Annotated in this window: 18 protein-coding genes and 1 riboswitch; of the genes, 9 read left to right on the top strand and 9 right to left on the bottom strand. The window is 46.9% G+C overall.

The features are described from left to right. Window positions 1–7 precede the first annotated feature (7 nt). The 9 genes from cimA to ABGU93_RS11850 all read left to right on the top strand — a co-directional run bounded on the left by cimA (window position 8) and on the right by ABGU93_RS11850 (window position 11,541). Window positions 8–1,597 (top strand): citramalate synthase, encoded by a 1,590-nt coding sequence (cimA, locus tag ABGU93_RS11890; protein ID WP_347413663.1) that lies wholly within the window; start codon window positions 8–10, stop codon window positions 1,595–1,597. 117 nt (window positions 1,598–1,714) lie between these two features. Beyond that, the gene (gene leuC, locus ABGU93_RS11885) at window positions 1,715–2,977 is read left to right on the top strand and encodes a 3-isopropylmalate dehydratase large subunit (protein WP_347413662.1); all 1,263 of its coding nucleotides are present in this window, start codon (window positions 1,715–1,717) and stop codon (window positions 2,975–2,977) included. Between the two features lie 15 nt (window positions 2,978–2,992). Continuing rightward, on the top strand, window positions 2,993–3,481 hold the full coding sequence (leuD, locus tag ABGU93_RS11880) for a 3-isopropylmalate dehydratase small subunit (protein ID WP_347413661.1): 489 nt from the start codon (window positions 2,993–2,995) through the stop codon (window positions 3,479–3,481). 53 nt (window positions 3,482–3,534) lie between these two features. Continuing rightward, complete coding sequence (gene leuB / locus ABGU93_RS11875; RefSeq protein ID WP_347413660.1) at window positions 3,535–4,596, top strand: 3-isopropylmalate dehydrogenase; 1,062 nt, start codon at window positions 3,535–3,537, stop codon at window positions 4,594–4,596. A gap of 115 nt (window positions 4,597–4,711) precedes the next feature. Continuing rightward, a complete protein-coding gene (ilvD, locus tag ABGU93_RS11870; protein WP_347413659.1) occupies window positions 4,712–6,376 on the top strand; it encodes a dihydroxy-acid dehydratase in 1,665 nt (554 codons plus the stop codon). A 109-nt stretch (window positions 6,377–6,485) separates the two neighbouring features. Further along, window positions 6,486–8,147, top strand: a complete 1,662-nt coding sequence (gene ilvB, locus ABGU93_RS11865; RefSeq protein ID WP_347413658.1) for a biosynthetic-type acetolactate synthase large subunit — start codon at window positions 6,486–6,488, stop codon at window positions 8,145–8,147. A 294-nt stretch (window positions 8,148–8,441) separates the two neighbouring features. Beyond that, on the top strand, window positions 8,442–9,110 hold the full coding sequence (locus tag ABGU93_RS11860) for an L-fuculose-phosphate aldolase (RefSeq protein ID WP_347413657.1): 669 nt from the start codon (window positions 8,442–8,444) through the stop codon (window positions 9,108–9,110). Window positions 9,111–9,239: 129 nt separating this feature from the next. Further along, window positions 9,240–10,286, top strand: coding sequence for a GGDEF domain-containing protein (locus ABGU93_RS11855; RefSeq protein ID WP_347413656.1), 1,047 nt, complete (start codon window positions 9,240–9,242; stop codon window positions 10,284–10,286). Between the two features lie 22 nt (window positions 10,287–10,308). After that, window positions 10,309–11,541, top strand: a complete 1,233-nt coding sequence (locus ABGU93_RS11850) for a chloride channel protein (protein ID WP_347413655.1) — start codon at window positions 10,309–10,311, stop codon at window positions 11,539–11,541. A gap of 48 nt (window positions 11,542–11,589) precedes the next feature. On the opposite strand, the gene ABGU93_RS11845 is transcribed toward ABGU93_RS11850, so the two are convergent. The 9 genes from ABGU93_RS11845 to ABGU93_RS11805 all read right to left on the bottom strand — a co-directional run bounded on the left by ABGU93_RS11845 (window position 11,590) and on the right by ABGU93_RS11805 (window position 20,358). Beyond that, window positions 11,590–12,816, bottom strand: coding sequence for an MFS transporter (locus ABGU93_RS11845; RefSeq protein WP_347413654.1), 1,227 nt, complete (start codon window positions 12,814–12,816; stop codon window positions 11,590–11,592). Next, complete coding sequence (locus ABGU93_RS11840; protein ID WP_347413653.1) at window positions 12,803–13,843, bottom strand: spermidine/putrescine ABC transporter substrate-binding protein; 1,041 nt, start codon at window positions 13,841–13,843, stop codon at window positions 12,803–12,805. Before ABGU93_RS11840 ends, ABGU93_RS11845 begins: the two co-directional genes overlap by 14 nt. 14 nt (window positions 13,844–13,857) lie before the next feature. After that, window positions 13,858–14,637, bottom strand: a complete 780-nt coding sequence (locus ABGU93_RS11835; RefSeq protein ID WP_347413652.1) for an ABC transporter permease — start codon at window positions 14,635–14,637, stop codon at window positions 13,858–13,860. Further along, a complete protein-coding gene (locus ABGU93_RS11830; RefSeq protein ID WP_347413651.1) occupies window positions 14,634–15,479 on the bottom strand; it encodes an ABC transporter permease in 846 nt (281 codons plus the stop codon). The genes ABGU93_RS11835 and ABGU93_RS11830 overlap by 4 nt, the downstream gene beginning before the upstream one ends. Beyond that, window positions 15,466–16,530 (bottom strand): ABC transporter ATP-binding protein, encoded by a 1,065-nt coding sequence (locus tag ABGU93_RS11825; protein WP_347413650.1) that lies wholly within the window; start codon window positions 16,528–16,530, stop codon window positions 15,466–15,468. The genes ABGU93_RS11830 and ABGU93_RS11825 overlap by 14 nt, the downstream gene beginning before the upstream one ends. A gap of 271 nt (window positions 16,531–16,801) precedes the next feature. Beyond that, entirely contained in the window at window positions 16,802–17,869 is a 1,068-nt protein-coding gene (locus ABGU93_RS11820) for an HD-GYP domain-containing protein (RefSeq protein WP_347413649.1), read from the bottom strand. Between the two features lie 163 nt (window positions 17,870–18,032). Beyond that, window positions 18,033–18,749, bottom strand: coding sequence for an ABC transporter ATP-binding protein (locus ABGU93_RS11815; protein ID WP_347413648.1), 717 nt, complete (start codon window positions 18,747–18,749; stop codon window positions 18,033–18,035). Next, entirely contained in the window at window positions 18,733–19,440 is a 708-nt protein-coding gene (locus tag ABGU93_RS11810; RefSeq protein ID WP_347413647.1) for an ABC transporter permease, read from the bottom strand. The genes ABGU93_RS11815 and ABGU93_RS11810 overlap by 17 nt, the downstream gene beginning before the upstream one ends. Before the next feature lie 60 nt (window positions 19,441–19,500). After that, complete coding sequence (locus ABGU93_RS11805; protein WP_347413646.1) at window positions 19,501–20,358, bottom strand: substrate-binding domain-containing protein; 858 nt, start codon at window positions 20,356–20,358, stop codon at window positions 19,501–19,503. Window positions 20,359–20,459: 101 nt separating this feature from the next. Beyond that, window positions 20,460–20,576, bottom strand: a riboswitch (molybdenum cofactor riboswitch). Between the last annotated feature and the right edge of the window lie 60 nt (window positions 20,577–20,636).

Raw genomic sequence — 20,636 nt, 5'->3', positions numbered from 1 at the left:
AATTGGAATGTCAGAAAAAATATTAGTCTTTGATTCAACCCTCAGAGATGGGGCCCAGGCCGAAGGAATATCCTTCTCGGTAGAAGACAAAATCCGGGTGGTCGAAACCCTGGATAAAATGGGGATTGATTATATTGAAGCCGGAAATCCCGGCTCCAACCCAAAAGACATCGAGTTTTTCAATCGCATCAAGGGCATCCGCCTTAATCATGCCAAGCTGGTCGCTTTTGGTAGCACCCGCCGGGGTGGTATTGCCGTTGAGGATGATGCCAATCTCAAGGCGATTCTCGAAACAGAAACCCCAGGGGTAGCTATTTTTGGAAAAAGCTGGACCTTTCACATCACTGATATCATCAAAACCACCCTGGCCGAAAACCTGAAAATGATCGAAGAAACCATGGCCTATTTAAAGGCCCAGGGAAAAGATGTCACCTTTGATGCCGAACATTTCTTCGATGGTTATAAAAACGACCCAGCCTATGCCATTGAAGCCCTCCTGGCCGCCCAGGAAGGGGGGGCCGATTGTCTGGCCCTCTGTGACACCAATGGCGGTACTCTGCCCTATGAAATTCAGGAAATTGTTACCGATGTCCGCCAGAAATTACGGATTCCGCTGGGGATCCATTGCCATAATGACAGCGGCCTGGCCGTAGCTAATTCATTGATGGCCGTTCATGCCGGTGCCCGTCAGGTTCAGGGAACCTTCCTGGGCTATGGCGAACGCTGTGGAAATGCCAATCTGGCTACCATTATTCCTAATCTACAGCTAAAAATGGGCTTTCATTGTCTGGCTGATGCGGAGCTTCAAAAACTGACATCTTCGGCGATTCGAATTGCCGAGATTTCCAATTACGCCCTCACTGGCCGCGAACCTTTCGTGGGCAAATCGGCTTTTGCCCACAAGGGCGGCATGCATATCGACGCCGTCATGAAAAACCCGGCCTCTTTTGAGCATGTCTCACCAGAAGCCGTCGGCAACGAACGCCGGATTTTAATGTCCGAAGTTTCCGGCCGCAGCACCATTATTCAGCTGATCAACGAGGTCGACCCGAGCCTGACCAAGAAATCCGACGAAACCACCCGGGTGATGGATCGCATCAAAGAGCTGGAATACCAGGGTTATCAGTTTGAAGGAGCCGAAAGCAGCGTCAAACTTTTGATCCGCAAAGAGCTGGGGATGCACAAGCCATTTTTCACTCTGGAAGATTTCAAAACTATTGGCGAACAAACCCACACCAAGGAAGCCCTCAGTTCCTCCGCGGTGGTTAAAATCAACGTTGACGGTCAGTCGGAAATCAATGCCGCTGAAGGGGATGGTCCGGTCAATGCATTAGATAAAGCCCTCAGAAAAGCGCTGGAAGTATTTTACCCCAAAATCAGCGAGGTTCGCCTGACTGACTTTAAGGTCCGAGTCATCGATTCCAAATCAGCCACTGCCTCCAAGGTCCGGGTGCTGATTGAAAGTTCCGATGGCGTGGACATCTGGACCAACGTTGGTGTTTCCACCGATATCATCGAAGCCAGCCTGATCGCTCTGATCGATTCCATTGAATACAAGCTGTTAAGCGATGAGGAACGTGAACAACAAAAGCATTAATATTACCAACATAACGATTACGATCAAAGATCATAACCCAAATGAAAACCGACAGCGAAGCTCAGGGTAGTTTCACAATTGCCGAAATGTTTTTTACTCGGAAGGAGATGAGTGGCATTGGGAATGACAATGACTCAGAAAATATTAGCAGCCCATGCAGGTTTAAAAGAGGTAAAACCAGGAGATTTAATCATGGCCAATCTGGACCTCGTCTTAGGAAACGATATTACCGCACCGGTGGCCATTAATGTCTTTGCCGGCATTAATGCAAAGACCGTGTTTGATAAGGATAAGGTGGTTCTGGTACCAGACCACTTCGCACCAAATAAAGACATCAACGCTGCTGAGCAATGTAAAAAACTTAGAACCTTTGCTGGTGAACACGAGATCAGCAATTATTTTGAAATTGGCAAAATGGGTATTGAACATGCGCTGTTGCCGGAAAAAGGACTGGTTGTTACCGGTAATTTAGTCATTGGCGCCGATTCCCACACCTGTACCTATGGGGCGTTGGGAGCCTTTGCCACCGGCGTGGGCAGTACCGATATGGCTGCCGGGATGGCCACCGGTAAAGCCTGGTTTAAAGTACCATCCGCCATTAAAATTGTACTAACCGGAAAATTGAATAAGTTTGTATCCGGGAAAGATGTGATTCTCCATATTATCGGGATGATCGGCGTAGACGGTGCCCTGTATCAATCCATGGAATTCGTGGGAGACGGCATTGCCAACCTCACCATGGACGACCGTTTTGCGATTGCCAATATGGCGATTGAAGCCGGGGCCAAAAACGGTATCTTTATGGTTGATGAACAGACGCTTGAATACGTCAAAGACCACTCCGAAAAAGAATACACTGTTTATCCCGCTGATGCGGACGCCGAATACACGCGTACCATCGAAATTGATTTATCAGCTCTCAAGCCGACCGTTGCGTTCCCATTTTTACCGGAAAACACCAGAACCACTGACCAGATCAACGAGACCATTACCATCGATCAGGTCGTCATCGGCTCCTGTACCAATGGCCGTCTTTCTGACTTTTCGAAAGCAGCTAAAATTTTTGAAGGCCGAAAGGTTGCCAAAGGGGTTCGCGTCCTGATTATTCCGGCCACCCAGAAAATTTATCTCCAATGTATGGAACTGGGCTATTTCAAAACCTTTATCGAAGCTGGCGCTACTATCAGCACCCCCACCTGTGGCCCTTGCATCGGCGGGCATATGGGAATCCTGGCCGCCGGGGAACGCTGTGTTGCCACCACTAACCGAAATTTTGTGGGACGAATGGGTCATGTAGACTCAGAAGTCTATCTGACCAACCCGGAGGTAGCCGCTGCCTCAGCCATTCTCGGCCGGATTGCCGACCCCACCGAGTTATAGGAAAGGAACGCACACATGAAAGCACAAGGAAATGTATTCAGATACGGAAGCAACGTCGACACTGACGTTATCATACCGGCACGTTATCTTAGTTCCAGTAACCCTGAGGAACTGGCCCTACATTGTCTGGAAGATATCGATGCTGATTTTATCAAAAATGTCAAACCCGGTGATATCATCGTGGCAGACAAAAATTTCGGCTGCGGATCATCCCGGGAACATGCCCCCATCGCTATTAAAGCCGCCGGGGTGTCCTGTGTGATTGCCGCTGACTTTGCCCGGATCTTTTACCGCAATGCCATCAACATCGGGCTGCCGATTCTGGAATGTCCGGAAGCCGTGGCCGGAATTGAAGCCGGCCACGAGTTGTTCGTGGATTTCGATACTGGAATCATCACCAACTGCACCCAAAACACCAGTTACCAGGGACAGGCCTTTCCCGAGTTTATGCAAAAAATCATCGCTGCCGGTGGCCTGGTCAACAGCATTAATAAAAATTTATAGATTAACAACTTAAAAACCTAACTACACTAAATTAATTTAACGAGGAGAACACCATGGATTATAAAATAGCAGTAATTCCCGGAGACGGAATCGGCCCTGAAATTGTCGGGGCCAGTATCAAAGTTTTAGATAAAATTGCCGAAAAGTTCAACCATACCTTTAATTATACCGAAGTATTGGCCGGTGGCGCTGCCATTGATGCTTGTGACAACCCGCTGCCTCAGGAAACCGTAGACATCTGTCTCGCCAGTGATGCCGTTTTGTTGGGCGCCCTGGGCGGACCAAAATGGGACAACCTGCCCGGCGATAAACGACCAGAAGCCGGTCTGCTGGGTCTGCGAAAAAGCCTGGGTTTGTATGCTAATCTGAGACCAGCTATTCTTTATCAGGAACTGAAAGCGGCCTGCCCGTTAAAACCAGAAATCATTGGCGATGGCCTGGATATCATGGTCGTTCGGGAACTGACCGGCGATGTTTATTTTGGTGAAAAAGGCCGGGACGGCGATTTTGCGGCTTGGGATATTATGAAATACACCCGGCCGGAAGTCCTGCGGATTGCTAAAAAAGCCTTTGAAATTGCCATGAAGCGCGATAAAAAAGTAACCAATGTCGATAAAGCCAATGTTCTGGAAGTTTCCCGCTTCTGGCGCAGCTGTGTGGAAGAAGTGGCCAAAGACTACCCTGAGGTCGAACTGAACCATTTATATGTCGACAATGCCGCCATGCAATTGGTCATCAACCCTAAACAATTTGACGTTATCGTTACCGGCAACCTGTTCGGCGATATCTTATCTGATGAAGCCAGCATGATCACCGGTTCCATCGGAATGCTGCCATCAGCCAGTATGGCCGACGGCAAATTCGGGATGTTTGAACCAATCCATGGTTCCGCTCCAGATATTGCCAACCAGGACAAAGCTAATCCCATTGCTACTATTGTTTCGGTAGCGATGATGCTGCGCTACTCCCTGGATCTGATCGCCGAAGCCGATGCCATCGAAGCCGCCGTTCAAAAAACGCTGGCGCAGGGCTACCGTACCGGCGACATCTTCAGTGAAGGGATGACCCTGGTCGGCACCGTCGAAATGGGCCAGAAAATTATCGAAAACCTGTAAAATTTACAAAAAAATCAATTGCTGGTTCGATGGGCGGGGATCTGACCCTTGGTCATTATCTACCGCCTGCAACCTGAACCTGATAAAATCAAAACCACAAAAGAAAGGATATCAAATGAAAAGTGATCGTGTAAAAAAAGGAGTCGAAACAACTCCGCAACGTTCTTTATTCAAAGCCATGGGTTATATCGACGAAGAACTGGAGCAACCCTTAATTGGTGTGGTTAATTCCTTTAATGAAATCATTCCCGGACATATTCATTTAAATACCATTACCAAAGCGGTTAAAGACGGCGTTCGCATGGCCGGGGGAACCCCCATCGAATTTCCGGCCATCGGGGTTTGCGACGGCATCGCCATGGGCCATGTGGGGATGAAATATTCCCTGGCTTCCCGGGAGCTGATTGCCGATTCCATTGAAATCATGGCCACCGCTCATTCCCTTGATGCGCTGGTTTTGATTCCCAACTGCGATAAGGTGGTCCCCGGTATGCTGATGGCCGCCGCCCGGCTGAATATTCCTGCCGTGGTAGTCAGTGGTGGTCCGATGCTTACCGGTAAAGCGGTGGGTCAGAAAGACACCGATTTAAATACCGCCTTCGAAGCGGTGGGGGCTTTTAATGCCGGAAAAATTGATGAAAAAGAACTTAAATCCTTTGAAGATTCCGTTTGCCCCGGTTGCGGTTCCTGCTCGGGAATGTTCACCGCTAACAGCATGAATTGTCTGACTGAAGTGTTGGGCATGGGTTTGCCTGGTAACGGCACCATTCCCGCCGTTTTTGCGGAACGGGTGCGACTGGCAAAAAAAGCCGGGATCCAGGTAATGGAAATGTGGAAACGGGACATCAAGCCCCGAGATATAATGACGGATGCAAACTTTAGAAATGCCCTGGCCTGCGATATGGCGCTGGGTTGTTCAACCAATAGCATCCTCCATCTACCCGCTATTGCCAACGAAGCCGGGGTTTGTATTGACCTTCAGGAAGTTAACGAGATCTCAGCCAAAACTCCCCATCTGTGCAAGCTGGCACCAGCCGGAAATCACCACCTGGAAGACCTGTACTATGCCGGCGGCATTCAAGCGGTGATGAAAACTTTAGCCGATGCCGATCTGATTGACACCAGTTTAATGACGGTTACCGGCAAAACCATTGCCGAAAACCTGACTTGTGTGTTCAATAAAAACCCGGAAGTCATCCGCCCACTAACTAATCCTTACAGCCCCACCGGTGGTCTGGCCGTACTCTTTGGCAACCTGGCCCCCGACGGCGGCGTGGTTAAACAGGGGGCAGTAGCCCCGGAAATGTTAAAACACCAAGGCCCGGCCCGGGTGTTTAATTCTGAAGAAGACGCCACCGCAGCCATCAAGGCCGGCAAAATTGTCGCCGGGGACGTGGTTGTCATCCGTTACGAAGGCCCCAAAGGCGGCCCGGGGATGCGGGAAATGCTGTTTCCAACCTCCGCCATCGCTGGTATGGGACTTGATAAGGATGTGGCCCTGATTACCGACGGACGTTTCTCGGGCGCGACCCGGGGTGCCTGTATTGGCCATGTTTCTCCCGAAGCTGCGGCTGGTGGCACCATCGGTCTGATCGAAGAAGGGGATATCATCGCTATCGACATTCCCAACCGGTCCATTGCTGTAAAAGTGGACGACGCCGTTCTGGCCGAACGTAAAGCTGCCTGGGTTCCCATTGAACCAAAAATAAAAACCGGCTATCTTTCCCGTTATGCCAGACTGGTAACCTCCGCCTCCACCGGCGCTGTCTTCGAAAAATAAAAATAAATATAACGCAGTTATAAATGGTTCGTTGGGGCGATCTGCGATCGCCCGCCAACGACCTGATAAGCCAACTAATCTCAACCAAAAGCAGAAAGGAAGTGAAAATTTGAATAATAAAGAATTATTATTAGGGTCAGAAATCACCGTCCGTTGTTTGGAAGAACAGGGCATCAAACATGTCTTTTCATTCCCCGGCGGCGTCGTCATTCCATTATTCGACGCCTTTTTCCGACTCGATCACAACATTACCGAAATTGGTCCCTGTCACGAACAAAATGGTGTCCATGCCGCCGACGGCTATGCCAGAACTAGCGATACGGTGGGGGTTGCCATTACCACCTCGGGACCAGGCGCAACTAATGCCATCACCGGGATTGCCAATGCCTATTTAGACTCCGTGCCACTGGTTGTCATCACCGGACAGGTTGCTTCGCCTTTGCTGGGCAAGGATTCCTTCCAGGAAATTGACATCACCAGCGTGACCATGCAGATTACCAAGCATAATTATCTGGTCACCAATGTCGAAGATCTGGCCGATACCATCCGGGAGGCCTTTGTCATCGCCCAATCGGGACGACCCGGCCCAGTTGTAATCGATATTCCCAAGGACATCTTTCTGGCCAAAACCGAATACCAGAAAATGTTTATCCCTAAACTGCGCCAGATCTATCCGGAAATCAAGGAATCAAAGATCTTAGAAGCGGTGACAGCCATTAATGATGCCCAGAGACCGATGATCTATGCCGGCGGCGGGGTGCTAAAATCCAAGGCCCACGAAGAACTGCTGGCCTTTGCTGAAAAATCCGGGATCCCCGTAGCTAATTCTTTAATGGGTTTAGGCGGCATTCCCCGCGATCACGAGTTGTCGATGGGAATGGTTGGTATGCACGGCTTCCAGGAAACAAATCTGGCTGTTATCAATTCTGACCTGCTGATTGCCATCGGTGCCCGCTTCAGTGACCGGGTCACCGGCAACTGCGACGCTTTTGTTCGCAATAAAAAAATCATTCACATTGATGTGGACCCCACCGAATTTGCCAAAAACATTCCGGCCGAAATTCAGATCCAGGGAAACATCAAGGATGTGCTGCCCCTACTGACAAAAGACATCAACGAAAAATCCTATCCGGAATGGTATGAAAAAATCAAGAACTGGATCATCCCCTGTGCCGATAAAGGGAACTATCATCCCAAGAATATTCTTAACACTATCAACGCCGCCTACCCGGAAGCTTTTGTGGTTACCGAGGTCGGACAGCATCAGATGTGGGTGGGGCAATATTGGAATGTCAAACGTCCGGCCCAGTTTATTACCTCTGGCGGTTTAGGCACCATGGGTTACGGCCTGGGGGCTTCCATCGGGGTTAAGCTGGCCAATCCCGATGAAGATGTGCTGCTGATTGCCGGAGACGGTAGTTTCCGAATGAATTGTCAGGAACTGATTACCGTCAGCAAGTACCAAGTCCCCCTTAAAATTTTCATTTTTGACAACGAAGCACTGGGAATGGTGCGGCAATGGCAGAAGCTGTTCAGTGACAAACGTTATGCCCAAACCGATATCGTGCAGTGTACCGACTATATTATGCTGGCCGCTGCCAGTGGGATCCCCGGCTACAAGGTTACCAATATGGCTGAACTGGAAGAAACCCTGGAGAAAATAAAAGATCAACCGGGACCACTACTGGTTCATGTGAAGATTTCCAACGAAGAAGGTGTTTACCCCATCGTTCCGGCCGGCTGTGCTATCGACGAGATTTATTATGAATAAATAAAAACAAGCAAAAATAAGCAAAAATCACCGTGATGCAAAGATCACGGTGATTTTTTAATATTTATCACCTTTTTTTGTATTCTTTACCTGCAATAAAAAGTTTGGCACACAGAGTGCCACACATTGTCACGGGTACCTGTCTGTGTTAAAATGAAAAGAATGAAACATTTTCAAAGAATAAATGCTGAATAATCAGAACGGATTTTCTAAATAGTTTGTGACAATTTGAAGCGCGACAGATCCAGACATATTTAGGCAGGCAAGGGATATCAAAACTAAGAAGGTGAAAAAATGTTATTACAAAAAGAGCGGGAAGACGTCGTTAAATATTGCCGTAAGATGATCACGACGGGCTTAACCAAAGGCACTGGCGGAAATATCAGTATTTTAAATCGGCAAAGCGGAATGATGGCAGTCAGTCCCAGTGGCATCGACTATTTTGAAATTGAAGTTCAAGATGTCGTGGTCATGGATCTGGAAGGAAAAATTGTGGATGGCCGGAGAAAACCATCCAGCGAATATGAACTCCATCGAATTTTCTATGTGAAGCGGCAAGATATCGATGCGGTGGTTCACACGCACTCGGTTTATTCCACGGTGTTGGCAACATTACGGCTGCCGCTTCCGGCATCCAGTTACCTGGTGGCCTATTCGGGATTGGATGTACGATGTGCTGAGTATGCTTCCTTTGGCACCACAGAGCTGGCCGAACGAACCTTTGCGGCGATGACCGATCGCTTTGCGGTTTTAATGGCCAACCATGGTTTGTTGGCCGGAAGTAAAGATATTCTTAACGCCTTTAATATAGCCGAACAAATTGAACACTGTGCTGAAGTGTATGTGAAAGCTCGCGCCATTGGCGATCCGGTAATTCTGGATACAGAAGAAATGAAAAAAATGATTGTCCAGTTCGACAGTTTCTATGGCCAAAAGGCATCTAAAGAAGAATTGGAAGATTAAACAGATCGGTGAGGCATTTATGTCGACCGGGATCTGGCAGTATCTCCGAAACCATTGAATGATTGTTTCAAGAAAAGATTTCCGATAGTTTGACCAGTGAATTAGAATTCAGTACCACGAGAGGATTCCATGGAAAAAATAAAAAACTTAACAGATCATAAAATTAATCATTTTGATAATAAAAAGACGGCTGAGGAAAGCAAGGTAGTGTTAGGGAGTAAAATCGTCATTTCTCTACTGGTATACTTTACCGCCATTTTTCTGGAGTTGCGGCTATCAACGGCAAGCAGTATTGCCGGCGTTGTGGCTCAGCTTCAGGTGATTGTATCGGTCTATCTAGTGGTTGCAGTCAGGGATAAAGGTTATCAGATTGCGGTTGTAATTAATATTCTGGTCGCGTTAATTGTGGGGATCGTTGTGGTTATCGGTGCCGGAAATCTGGACGCTATACCAGGAGTTATAGTACCCATCTGTACAATCATCACGATCAGCATTATTTCGTTCTACGAAAAAGGTTTTGAAAGTAAGCTGGCTGAAGTAATCGAACAAAAAAAAGAGCTCAGTACTCTCTACGATGATCTGGCAAGCTCGGAAAAAGAAATTTTACAGCAAAATGTCAAACTGAAGGAACTACACAGAAAAATGAAACAGCGCGAGGTCAGGCTTAATTATCTTGCCTATACCGATGTTTTAACCGGACTCCCCAACCGAGAAATGTTGATCAACAAGCTGGATTTTTTGGTGGAACGGTCTCTGGAAAGGCAAGAGCGTTTTGCGGTGGTGTTTATTGATCTGGATAATTTTAAAAAAATCAATGACTATAAAGGACATTATATCGGTGATTTACTGCTAAAATCGATTGCTGATAGAATCAAGAAAATAATTTACCAGCAGGATATGCTGGGACGTTTGGGTGGTGATGAATTTACGTTGATTATCCAGCGCGATTTGAGTGAGGTTGAAATTTTCGATTACGTAGAAAAAATCCGGACCGTGTTACTTGAGACTTTTGTGGTTGAAAATATGCAATTAAATATCAGTGCCAGCTTTGGTATTGCGCTCTATCCCCGGGATGGGATCACTACGGCAGAGTTGCTTAACTATTCGGATATTGCCATGTATAAGGCTAAAGAATTCGGAAAGAATAGAGTGCAGTTCATCAATCAACGGGTGTAGATTAGATAGACAGGAGGATAACGTGGGGCTTAGATTCAAAGAAACAGCCGTGATGAGTTTATTTGTGGCAGTGCTTGGCGGAACCATTGGCGGGATCACCTGGGCATTACTTTTCATCATGAACCTGGGTATCAATTTTTTATGGACTGATCTTAGAAATGCGGTTGATTTCACGCTGTATCCGGTGTTGGTCTGCGCCTTTGGTGGTCTGCTCATTGGGCTGTGGGAACAGCGATTTGGAGCCTATCCCCGGGAGATGGCGGAGATTCTGAAGGATGTCAAAAAAGGGGAACAGATTTCCTACAATAATTTACATATTATTGGCATATCAGCTTTGTTGCCGCTGATATTTGGAGGCAGTTTAGGGCCGGAAGCCGGGCTAACCGGCGTGATTGTTGGGTTATGTTTCTGGTTTTCGGATCGGTTTAAGTATATCTTTTTGGAAACCGCAGACCTGCCCCAGATCGGTATGGCCGCAACCATTGGCGTTATTTTCGGAGCGCCGCTGTTTGCCTTTATGCAACAGATTGAAGAAGAAAACAAACCGGCGGCGATTCCCCAAAATTTGAAAGTGTTAATGTACTTTGTGGGGATAATCAGTGGCTATGGAGTATTAACAATCCTGCAGAATCTATTTGGCGGAAGGCTGGGGTTGGGACATTTTCCGGCAATTGAAAAAATAACGGGAGCGGAATGGGCAGCGGCGATCCCCCTGGCGCTTATTGGGGTAACGGCAGGAATGCTTTATTATCTGTTTATGAAAATGACTAAAGTGGCAGTTAAACCTTTGGAACAGAATATTGTGATCCGGGGGATTCTTGGTGGTGTGATACTTGGTGGGACGGGAATTATTTTGCCTTATACGATGTTTTCCGGCGAACACGAAATGGTTGAGGTGATGAATTCCTGGCCGAGCATGGGTTTTGCCGTGCTGCTCCTAACCGGGGTTGTCAAGCTATTAATGGGCAATATTTGCCACGAAATGGGCTGGCGGGGTGGTAATATATTTCCGACCATTTTTTCGGGAGTAGCGATTGGTTATGCCTGTGCCTTAGTGTTTCCCATTGATCCAATCTTCTGTGTGGCGGTGGTGACGGCGGCCCTAACGGCCACAGTCATGCGAAAGCCGCTGGCAGTGATTTTACTGCTGTTGATTTGTTTTCCGATTAACGGTATCATTCCGATGACCATCGGAGCGGTGATTGGCGGTGCCATTCCGGTACCCAAATGGATGGGGGAGTCTGAGGATCACTAGGGAATACGGTGCAAATAAAAAGATCTGAACCACATCGTTCAGATCTTTTTATTTGCCATTAGCAGTAGCCAGTGCTTTATTTTGGATGATGGTCAGGCTGCAGCCGGCCATAATCAGACCAGCGACAATCAACAGCGTCTGGATTGGTATAAAATCTGCCATCGGCCCAAAGATCACCATCCCCAGAGGTAGGGCGGTGGTGGCAATCAGTTGGAGGATACTGAATACCCGGCCCTGAATGTCAACTTCTACCATCTCCTGAAGCAGCACCGTGGTTGGGGCTGATAAAAAGGGAATGGCCAGCCCGGAAATAAAAATGAACAGAATATAGAGGACGAAGTTGGGGGCAACACCCATGGCTGAAATGGCCAAACCAAACACAAAGCAGCCCATGGAGATGGTTTTAATCCGGTTGGTATAACCGCCCCAGAGAGCAATAATCACACCGCCGACCATGGTCCCACCGCTAAAAAAGATTTCGTTAACCGTCAGACGCCAGACCTCGCTGCCATAGATCCGGGTGATCAACAGGGGGGTTAAAAAGGCCGCCGGGGTAATTAAAAACATAATCAGAGCATAATAGATAAAAAGCACCCGGATAAACCGCTGCTGGCGGATATAATGGAGTCCTTCTTTCAGATCGGCCAGGGCGGTGGTCGTGCTTTTTTCCCGGGCCTTGGGATGGAGAGGGATCGGAATCAAGGTCAATATAGCCACTGCTATCATCGCGGTGACGACGTCGATAAAAAAGGTGTATTCCAGTGAAAAGGCTACCAGCAGACCGCCGCTGATAGCTGGCGCGATGATAAAGGTCAGTGACTGAATGCTACCGTTAATGCCGTTTACCTTCATCAGTTTGTCTTCCGGAACCAACTGGGGAATTAGTGAATTCACCGCCGGGGTCTGAACGCCGGCACCAAATGAACGAATCCCCGAGACCAGAAACAACAGCCAGAGCTCCTGATAGCCGATTAAAAAAAGGACTGCCAGAATCAGGGTTGACACGGCGATTAAAACATCGGCCAGGATGATCAGGTATTTTCGATGATAGCGGTCCGCCCACACCCCGGCAAAAAGCGATACGAATATCTGTGGTAAAAAGGTAAATAGGGTAGAGATGGTCATCATCAATCCGGAAGCGGTGGTCAGGGTCACGTACCAGATAATGGCGTAGGCGACAATAGCGGAACCCAGCAGTGAAACCGTCTGGCTGATCAGAAATAAGGTGATCTGCCGGCGCCAATGGGGGTTGATATTTTCTTTAGTTGGACACATTTATCTCGGTCCAGGCCCGGTTGTAAATTTCCATGACATCACTGGGCAGATCCTTGAAGATTTCGCTGCGGGCCAGATCTTCCTTGCTGATGTTAAATCCGGCATTGTCTGACCAGCTGGCATCAAGCAGGGCCAAAGCTGGAGTATTGGGTGAGGAATAGCCCACATATTCGATATTCCGGGCGGCGATTTCCGGGGTCAGCATGAAATTGATGAATTGTTCGGCCAGTTCGGGATTCTGAGCATTTGGGGGAATCACAAAATTATCATAAAAAGCATTGGAACCTTCTTTGGGTACGGCAAAATCGAGATTATCGGTTTCACTCATGATAATGGCGGCATCGCCGGAGTAGACTACGGCCATAGCGGCGTCACCGCTGGCCATCAGGCTTTTGACATTGTCGGTAACATAGGCCATGACCAGTGGCTTTTGGGTAATCAGGGCATCCCGGGCAGCATTGATATTGGCTTCGTTGGTTTCGTTCATCGAGAAACCCAGCCGTTTCAGGGAGGCCCCCATGCTGTCGCGAATGCTGTCATACATTAAAATTTTGGAAGCGTATTGATCATTCCAGAGAATGTTCCAGCTATCCACCGGTTCGGTGACCTGAGTGGTGTTATAGACAATCCCCAATACCCCGTAGAAATAGGGCACCGAGTATTGATTACCGGGGTCAAAGGCCAGATTCTGGGCTGAGGCATCGAGGTTAGCCAGATTGGGGATATTGTCTTTAGTGATTGGACGGAGCATGCCTTCGCTGATCAGCCGTTCAATCATATAATCAGAAGGGACCAGCACATCGTAGGTATCCGATGAATTCTTGACCTTGACGTACATGTCCTCATTGGAGGTAAAGGTTTCGTAATTGACCCGACAATCGAATTCTTCTTCAAACTGGGCGATGACCTCGGGGTCCATATAATCTCCCCAGTTGTAAACAGTGAGCTCGGCCCGATCGTCGGAGCCGCAGCCGCCGGCCAGAAATGGCAGACACAGTAATGACAAAATTAATACGATTTTTTTCATTGTCTTCTCCTTTGTTATTGAATATGTTTTATCCCTTTTTCACTGCGGATGTTGATGAGGATCAATAAGACCATGATACACCCGAACATGATGGTTGACAAGGCGTTGATTTTGGGGTTAATGCCAGCCTTGGCCATCGAGTAAATGGTGATCGACAAATTGCTGATGCCGTTGCCGGCGGTAAAGAAGCTAATTACAAAATCATCGATGGACAGGGTGAAGGCAATCAGGGCGCCGGAAGTGACGCCGGGCAGAATTTCCGGGAACAGCACCTTCCAGAAAGCCTGTCGCGGGGTTGCGCCCAGATCCAGGGCGGCCTCAAAAATGTTTTCTGGTAGCCGGTTAAAGCGGGGCAGCACCGCCAGGATCACATAGGGAATACAAAAGGTGATGTGAGCAATAATGATGGTGGTTAAACCCATTTTCATGCCGGCAAAAATAAACAGCGACATCAGGGTGATCCCCATGACGATATCCGGTACCAGCACCGGGATATTGTTTAATAACAGATAGGGTCTCTTCAGTTTTGAGCGCATCCGGTAAATGCCAAGCGCCGAGATGGTTCCCACAAGGGTGGAAACAGTGGTGGCCACCACGGCGATAATCAGAGTATAGTACAAAGCCTGGAGGATATAACGATCCTGAAAAAGCATCACATACCATTTAAGAGTAAAGCCGGCCCAGGGTCCCATAATTTTCGAATCATTAAACGAATAAACAATCAGCACCAGAATCGGGGCGTATAAAAACAGCAGGATCAGGCCAAAGGCCAGGTTTTTGAAAATCTTTTTCATAGCAGCTGACCTCCGGTATCGAGTTCTTTCCCGGTGATCAGACGGGCGATGCCTAAAACCAGAAAGATGATCGTCATCAGGACCATCGAAATGGCCGAGCCGAAGTTCCAGTTGTTGAGGGTTAAAAACTGCTGCTCAATGAGATTTCCGACCAGCATATATTTTCCGCCCCCCAACAGGTTGGAAATAACAAAGGTACTTACTGCCGGCATGAAGACCATCATACTCCCAGAGACGATGCCAGGCAGACTGAGGGGCACCTTAATTTTTACAAACATCTGGAAATGGTTGGCGCCCAGATCAGTGGCAGCCCGCAACAGATCCGGATCGATTTTTTTCAGGGAGGTGTAGATGGGTAACAGCATATAGGGAAAAAAGTTATATACCATCCCCAGAATAACGGCGGATTGGGTATAGAGCAGGGAAACATCCCGGAAGCCCAACAGACCCAGAAATTGTGAAATCAAACCGCTGCCGCTGAGCAGCACCATCCAAGCATAGGTTCGCAGCAGGAAATTGACCCACATCGGGATGATCATCAGGACAATCATCAGATTCTGACGATGACCAGGCAGGGAGACGATCAGGTTTCCCAACGGATAAGCAATAATGAAACAAATCACAGTGGCGATAACGGCATATAAAAACGAGCGGTATAAGAGTTCCAGGTATACCGGGTCCATAAACTCCTGATAATTGTCCAAGGTAAAGGTGTAGACCCCGGCTTTAAAATCGGGATTGGACAAAAAGCTGAACCAGATTACAACCAGGAGTGGAACGGCAATAAAAATCAGCATCCACAGACCATAGGGATAGGCAATGTACTCCTTAAATGATTTCATGGTCTTGTTCCTTTTTCATAATATGAATATTATCGGGGTCAACCCGAATGCTGATCTGATCGCCGGTGAAAAATTCCCGGGTGGTGTGAATCAGCCAGTTGATACCCTTGCAGTTCATGACGATTTCATAATGCATACCCAGAAAGGTCACCGATTCAATGACGCCATCCAGTAAGCCGGCACCGGATGGTAGAATTTCGATGTCTTCGGGTCGGATCACCGTGAGCACCGCCTCGTTTTCGCCAAAACCTTTATCAACACAGGAGAATTCCACATCCTGCAGCTTGACCAGACAGTCTTTAAGCATAATCGAATCGAGAATATTGCTTTCACCGATAAAATCTGCGGCAAAGGCGTTGCGGGGTTCGTTGTAAATATCCACCGGTGATCCGATCTGCTGAATTCGGCCACGGTTCATAATGATAATGGTATCGGACATGGTCATAGCTTCTTCCTGATCGTGGGTGACGTAAATAAAAGTAATACCGGTTTTTTTCTGAAGATTTTTCAGTTCCAGTTGCATATTTTTACGCAGCTTGAGATCCAGGGCCCCCAGGGGCTCGTCCAGCAGCAGCACCTGAGGGTGATTGACCAGAGCGCGGGCAATGGCGACCCGCTGCTGTTCGCCGCCGCTTAAGGAATTGACATCCCGCTGTTCCTGACCCTGAAGATTGACCATCCGCAGCATTTCCTGAACCAGGCTGTCTATTTCATCTCGGTATTTTTTTTGAATTTTCAATCCAAAGGCAACGTTATCATAAACATTTAAATGGGGGAACAGGGCATATTTCTGAAAAACCGTATTAATGGGCCGTTTGTTGGCCGGAATACTGAGCAGTGATTTTCCTTCAAACAGTATATCGCCGCCGTCCGGGGTTTCAAAACCACCAATCATCCGCAACAGGGTGGTTTTTCCGCAGCCGCTGGGGCCAAGAATGGTCAGGAATTCATTGGCGCGGATGTGAAAATTGATTTCATCAATAATGACTTTGTCCCCATAGGATTTGACCAGGTCTTTAACTTGAATAATCTTTTCGGTATTTTTTTTCAATTCATAAATCCTCCGTCTGTATCGATCCGATAAATTTAAGCAAAAAAATCCCCAGGCTTTCCCCAGGGTTGATTAAGCGGTTCGTTGCTTATTGATAAGCTCGATTATAATAGATTTATTCTAACATGGAATGGGATCGTTGGCAATGAAATTAGCCCAGCGAAACGGTATTTTTCGATTGGTAAAAAAAAGAGCGCTGTCCCGTTTGGGAAACAACACTCCGAACAATTATTTGTATTTTCAGGAAATTTTATGGCAATATCTGGTTGATTTATAAGACGCTGGTAATTGTAATATTCAGGAAAGCCCGGTCACTGAGATTGAGCTCAAAAGGGGTAATATCCTCGCCATCCTTTTTAAAAATCCGGACGGTGGGACGCATCGAGAAGCTTTCATAGTTTTCGATGATAATACCAGTAAGTCGGTTGCTTAGCTCCACACAGGTGCCAATCGGATAGGGGGCAATTTTGCGGATAAAGATATTCACCAGATCCGGATCAAAAAGCGTATGGGAGGCACCCATAATATATTCAATCACTTCTGAAGGGATGATCGCTTTGCGGTAAGGTCGGTCAGAGGTCATCGCGTCATAGACATCGGCAATGGCAATGATTCGACCAAACAGGGAAATTTTTTCCTCTTTTAAATCATTGGGATAACCGCCACCACTGAATTTTTCGTGGTGATCGAGAATTCCGATTCGGGCGGACATACTGATATTTGAGACTTTTTTTATGTAATCATAACCCAGCGTAGAGTGGTTCTGCATTTCACAGGATTCGTCAACGGAAAGATCACCTGCTTTGCAGAGGATGTCTTTTTTAACAAAAACCTTTCCGATATCGTGGAGAATGGCGCCGATACCCAGATCACATAATTGTTCCCGCCGTAGACCCAGCGCCGTACCCAGGACAATCGAAAGAACTGCCACATTCACGGAATGGAAATAAGTGTAATCATCAAAAACCTTTAAATCTACCATATTGATGACCATGCTACTATTTTGCAGAATTTCGTCGACAATGGATTCGATCTGTTTTTGCATGTCATTAAAGGTATTCTTTTTTAATGATCCTTTATTCTCGGTGGTAATAAAAACGTCTTTAATACATTTGACGGTTTCGGCCCGGACCCGGTCATTGATAATATTAATGATTTGGATATCTTTGGTCAGATCGTCTTCAACATAAATGCCATTATAATTCAATTTCTTTATTCGTTCGATGTAATCCTCAGTGAGAACAGTATCTTTGGCCAGAATCAACTCGCCCCGTTCGCCCCAAAGATTGTTTCCTAACATCATTCCTTCACGAAGGCAAAATGTTGGTACATATCTCATGGTTTTCCTCCCAAAATAATGACCCTATATAAAGTCTGGACTAAGTTATTATTATAACTATAAGCGACCTGTTTTTGCAATAAAAATTTCCTGACAATCCATGAAAAAGAAGATTGTCAGGAAATTTTTAAGGTTGTATGCTTTTAGCTCAGACAATAAAACGTTAAAATCGATTGAATGAGATAAATTCATCGATGGTTGGTTGGTCGGATTTCATGATTTTTTCCGGTGTATCGGAAAAAAGGCAGGATCCCTGATCCAGAAAAGTCAGGTGATTGCAGATTCGAAAGGCCTGACTGAGATTATGAGTGATAATGATAATAGTCAAAGCCTGCTCTTTATTTCTTTTTTTTAGTGCCGCTTCAATAATCTGGATGCTTTTAGGATCAATATTCGCGGTGGGCTCATCTAAAAGCAGCACCTTGGGCGAGAAGGATAAGGCCCTGGCCAGAGCAGTTTTCTGGGATTCGCCACCGGAAAGATGTCGGGCACTCTGATTTTTGATATCGTCAAGTTCGAATTCTTCCAGTAACTGCGACACGGTCTGATGGATCTCATCTTTGTCCCTTTTGCGGATTTTTAATGGATAGGCGATATTTTCATATACCGATCGGGAAAACAGGGTAGGGGTATGGGTGGAATAGGTCATTTCGGAAAGAATTTCCTGACATAAGGGCTGGCCATTGTATAACACATCGCCAGCTGTCGGGGCGGTGAGACCGGCTATTATTTTCATCAGGGTGGTTTTGCCGGAACCGTTGGGTCCAATAATACCATGAATTTTTCCTGACTCAAAAAGGAGATCACGGTATTTTCCTGTCAGGTTGAGTACATTTTTTTTTGTATAAGTTTTGACAATACTTCTAGTCTCGATATTCATTCTGATCCCCTATGATAAAATGGTATAAAACCGAATTGGTAATGAACGATATGGTCATCAGGATCAGCCCCATGGCAATGGAGACACTGTATTGACCCATATTATTATTCATGGCGATGAAGGTGGTCATCACCCGGGTGAAGCCCCGGATATTGCCGCCGACAATCATGACGGCGCCGACTTCAGAAATAGCCCGGCCAAAACCGGTGACCAGGGCGATCATAATGACACCTTTTAATTCCAAAACCAGCAGGATCAGAATATTCCACCGCTGGGCGCCCAATGTTTTACCGGTTTGCACCACCTCATAACCACTGGTACTGGCATGGTTAAAGACGATACCCATGATGACAGGCGTTACCAGAATGGTTTGGGCAATGATCATGGCGGTTGCTGTATACATCAGCTGAAACTGACCGAAAGGTCCGGAACGGGCTAAAAAAAGGGCGGTAAACAAACCGATGATAACCGGCGGAAATGACATAAAGGTATACAGAAACCGGGATACCATTTTTTTGCCCGTAAAGTTGTTGATTCCCAGCAGAATGCCAAGGGGAACCCCAATCAGGGTGCCATAGATGGTGGATGAAAAAGAGACAAAAAGCGATAATGAAACGATTTGAATAATTTCAGGGTCAAAGGAAAAAATGAGCCGAAAGGCTTCAACAAAACCATTGAGTATGTAATCCATTGATTTCTCCATAATGAGATCCTGGAAGAAGGCATTTCCCCCAGGATCCCGATTGAGTTTTTATTTTTGGGCGGCATTGGGGGTAAACAGTGGATCCCCATTAATTTCGTATGAACCAATCAGTTCCTGAGTTTCAGGTGAAGTGATCCAATCGACAAAAGCCTGAGCGCCTTCGGCATTAATCTGGTCATTGATGGTTGGTGAAACGGCAATAACCCCATAAGGATTACTCAGCATCTTATCACCTTCGCAGACGATTTCCAGATTAGCTATGGTATCTTTCATATTGGCGTAGGTTGCCCGGTCAGCCAGGGTGTAGCCCAGCTTTTCGTTGGTAACGGTCAGGGTTTCACCCATTCCGGTTCCGGTTTTAATGTACCAGTCGCCGGCTGGCGTAATGTTGGCAGCTTTCCATATTTCCAGTTCTTTGGTGTTGGTGCCGGATTTATCATCCCGGGAGACAAAGGTTGATGGCACGGCGGCAATGGCGGTAAAGGCTTTGGCAGCATCAGCAGCTGCGGTTGTTTTTACCTTGGCCGGATCTTCTTTTGGTCCCAGCACCACAAAGTCGTTGTACATGACATCAAATCGTTCCACCCCATAACCATCTTTGATGAATTGATCTTCCTGAGATCGGGCGTGAACCAGAAGCACGTCGGCTTCACCGGCTTTTCCCATTTCCATGGCTTTACCGGTTCCCACGGCAACAACCTTAACGGCGATGCCGGTCTGGGCTTCGAAATCGGGCAGGATTACTTCCAGCAAACCGCTATCCTGGGTGCTGGTGGTGGTGGCAAGAATGATTTCCCCGTTGGAACCGGGCTCTAAATCTTTCTTTGCCGGGGTACAGCCCAGAGCACTGAGGGCTATGGTACAGACAAACAAAACAATGACCAATACTGACAATTTCTTTTTCATTTTCTTCCTCCTAAATAATTATCAAAAGAGCACAAACCCTTGAGATGACAAAAAAAAGAAGTGAATACAAAAAAATAATCGATTGCTCAAAAAACAATCGAAAATTCTGAGTTAACCATCCTTTACACATTGGAAAGCATAGTCATTTCTAACTATACTCTATCGATTGAAAAACCATAGAAAACCGTAGGCTCATCAATTCGGATTGTTTGTTTTCACTGCGAAACCATATTTAATTGGTTTTATTCTATCAAATCAAATAGTCTGAGTCAAGCTTG

It is taken from the genome of Acetobacterium sp., from assembly GCF_039830195.1.
Classification (GTDB): Bacteria; Bacillota; Clostridia; order Eubacteriales; family Eubacteriaceae; genus Acetobacterium.
The sequence above is the reverse complement of the archived record's forward strand: the minus strand, read 5'-3'. Positions and strand labels throughout refer to the sequence as shown.

What these genes read in the sequence shown, in the direction of transcription:
- leuD (WP_347413661.1), top strand. Translation starts at nt 2,993, where the DNA reads ATGAAAGCACAAGGAAATGTATTCAGATACGGAAGCAACGTCGACACT.
- ABGU93_RS11835 (WP_347413652.1), bottom strand. Translation starts at nt 14,637, where the DNA reads ATGAAAAAGATTTTCAAAAACCTGGCCTTTGGCCTGATCCTGCTGTTT.
- leuB (WP_347413660.1), top strand. Translation starts at nt 3,535, where the DNA reads ATGGATTATAAAATAGCAGTAATTCCCGGAGACGGAATCGGCCCTGAA.
- ABGU93_RS11815 (WP_347413648.1), bottom strand. Translation starts at nt 18,749, where the DNA reads ATGAATATCGAGACTAGAAGTATTGTCAAAACTTATACAAAAAAAAAT.
- ABGU93_RS11840 (WP_347413653.1), bottom strand. Translation starts at nt 13,843, where the DNA reads ATGAAAAAAATCGTATTAATTTTGTCATTACTGTGTCTGCCATTTCTG.
- ABGU93_RS11810 (WP_347413647.1), bottom strand. Translation starts at nt 19,440, where the DNA reads ATGGATTACATACTCAATGGTTTTGTTGAAGCCTTTCGGCTCATTTTT.
- ABGU93_RS11845 (WP_347413654.1), bottom strand. Translation starts at nt 12,816, where the DNA reads ATGTGTCCAACTAAAGAAAATATCAACCCCCATTGGCGCCGGCAGATC.
- cimA (WP_347413663.1), top strand. Translation starts at nt 8, where the DNA reads ATGTCAGAAAAAATATTAGTCTTTGATTCAACCCTCAGAGATGGGGCC.
- ABGU93_RS11855 (WP_347413656.1), top strand. Translation starts at nt 9,240, where the DNA reads ATGGAAAAAATAAAAAACTTAACAGATCATAAAATTAATCATTTTGAT.
- ABGU93_RS11820 (WP_347413649.1), bottom strand. Translation starts at nt 17,869, where the DNA reads ATGAGATATGTACCAACATTTTGCCTTCGTGAAGGAATGATGTTAGGA.
- ABGU93_RS11805 (WP_347413646.1), bottom strand. Translation starts at nt 20,358, where the DNA reads ATGAAAAAGAAATTGTCAGTATTGGTCATTGTTTTGTTTGTCTGTACC.
- ABGU93_RS11830 (WP_347413651.1), bottom strand. Translation starts at nt 15,479, where the DNA reads ATGAAATCATTTAAGGAGTACATTGCCTATCCCTATGGTCTGTGGATG.
- ilvD (WP_347413659.1), top strand. Translation starts at nt 4,712, where the DNA reads ATGAAAAGTGATCGTGTAAAAAAAGGAGTCGAAACAACTCCGCAACGT.
- ABGU93_RS11860 (WP_347413657.1), top strand. Translation starts at nt 8,442, where the DNA reads ATGTTATTACAAAAAGAGCGGGAAGACGTCGTTAAATATTGCCGTAAG.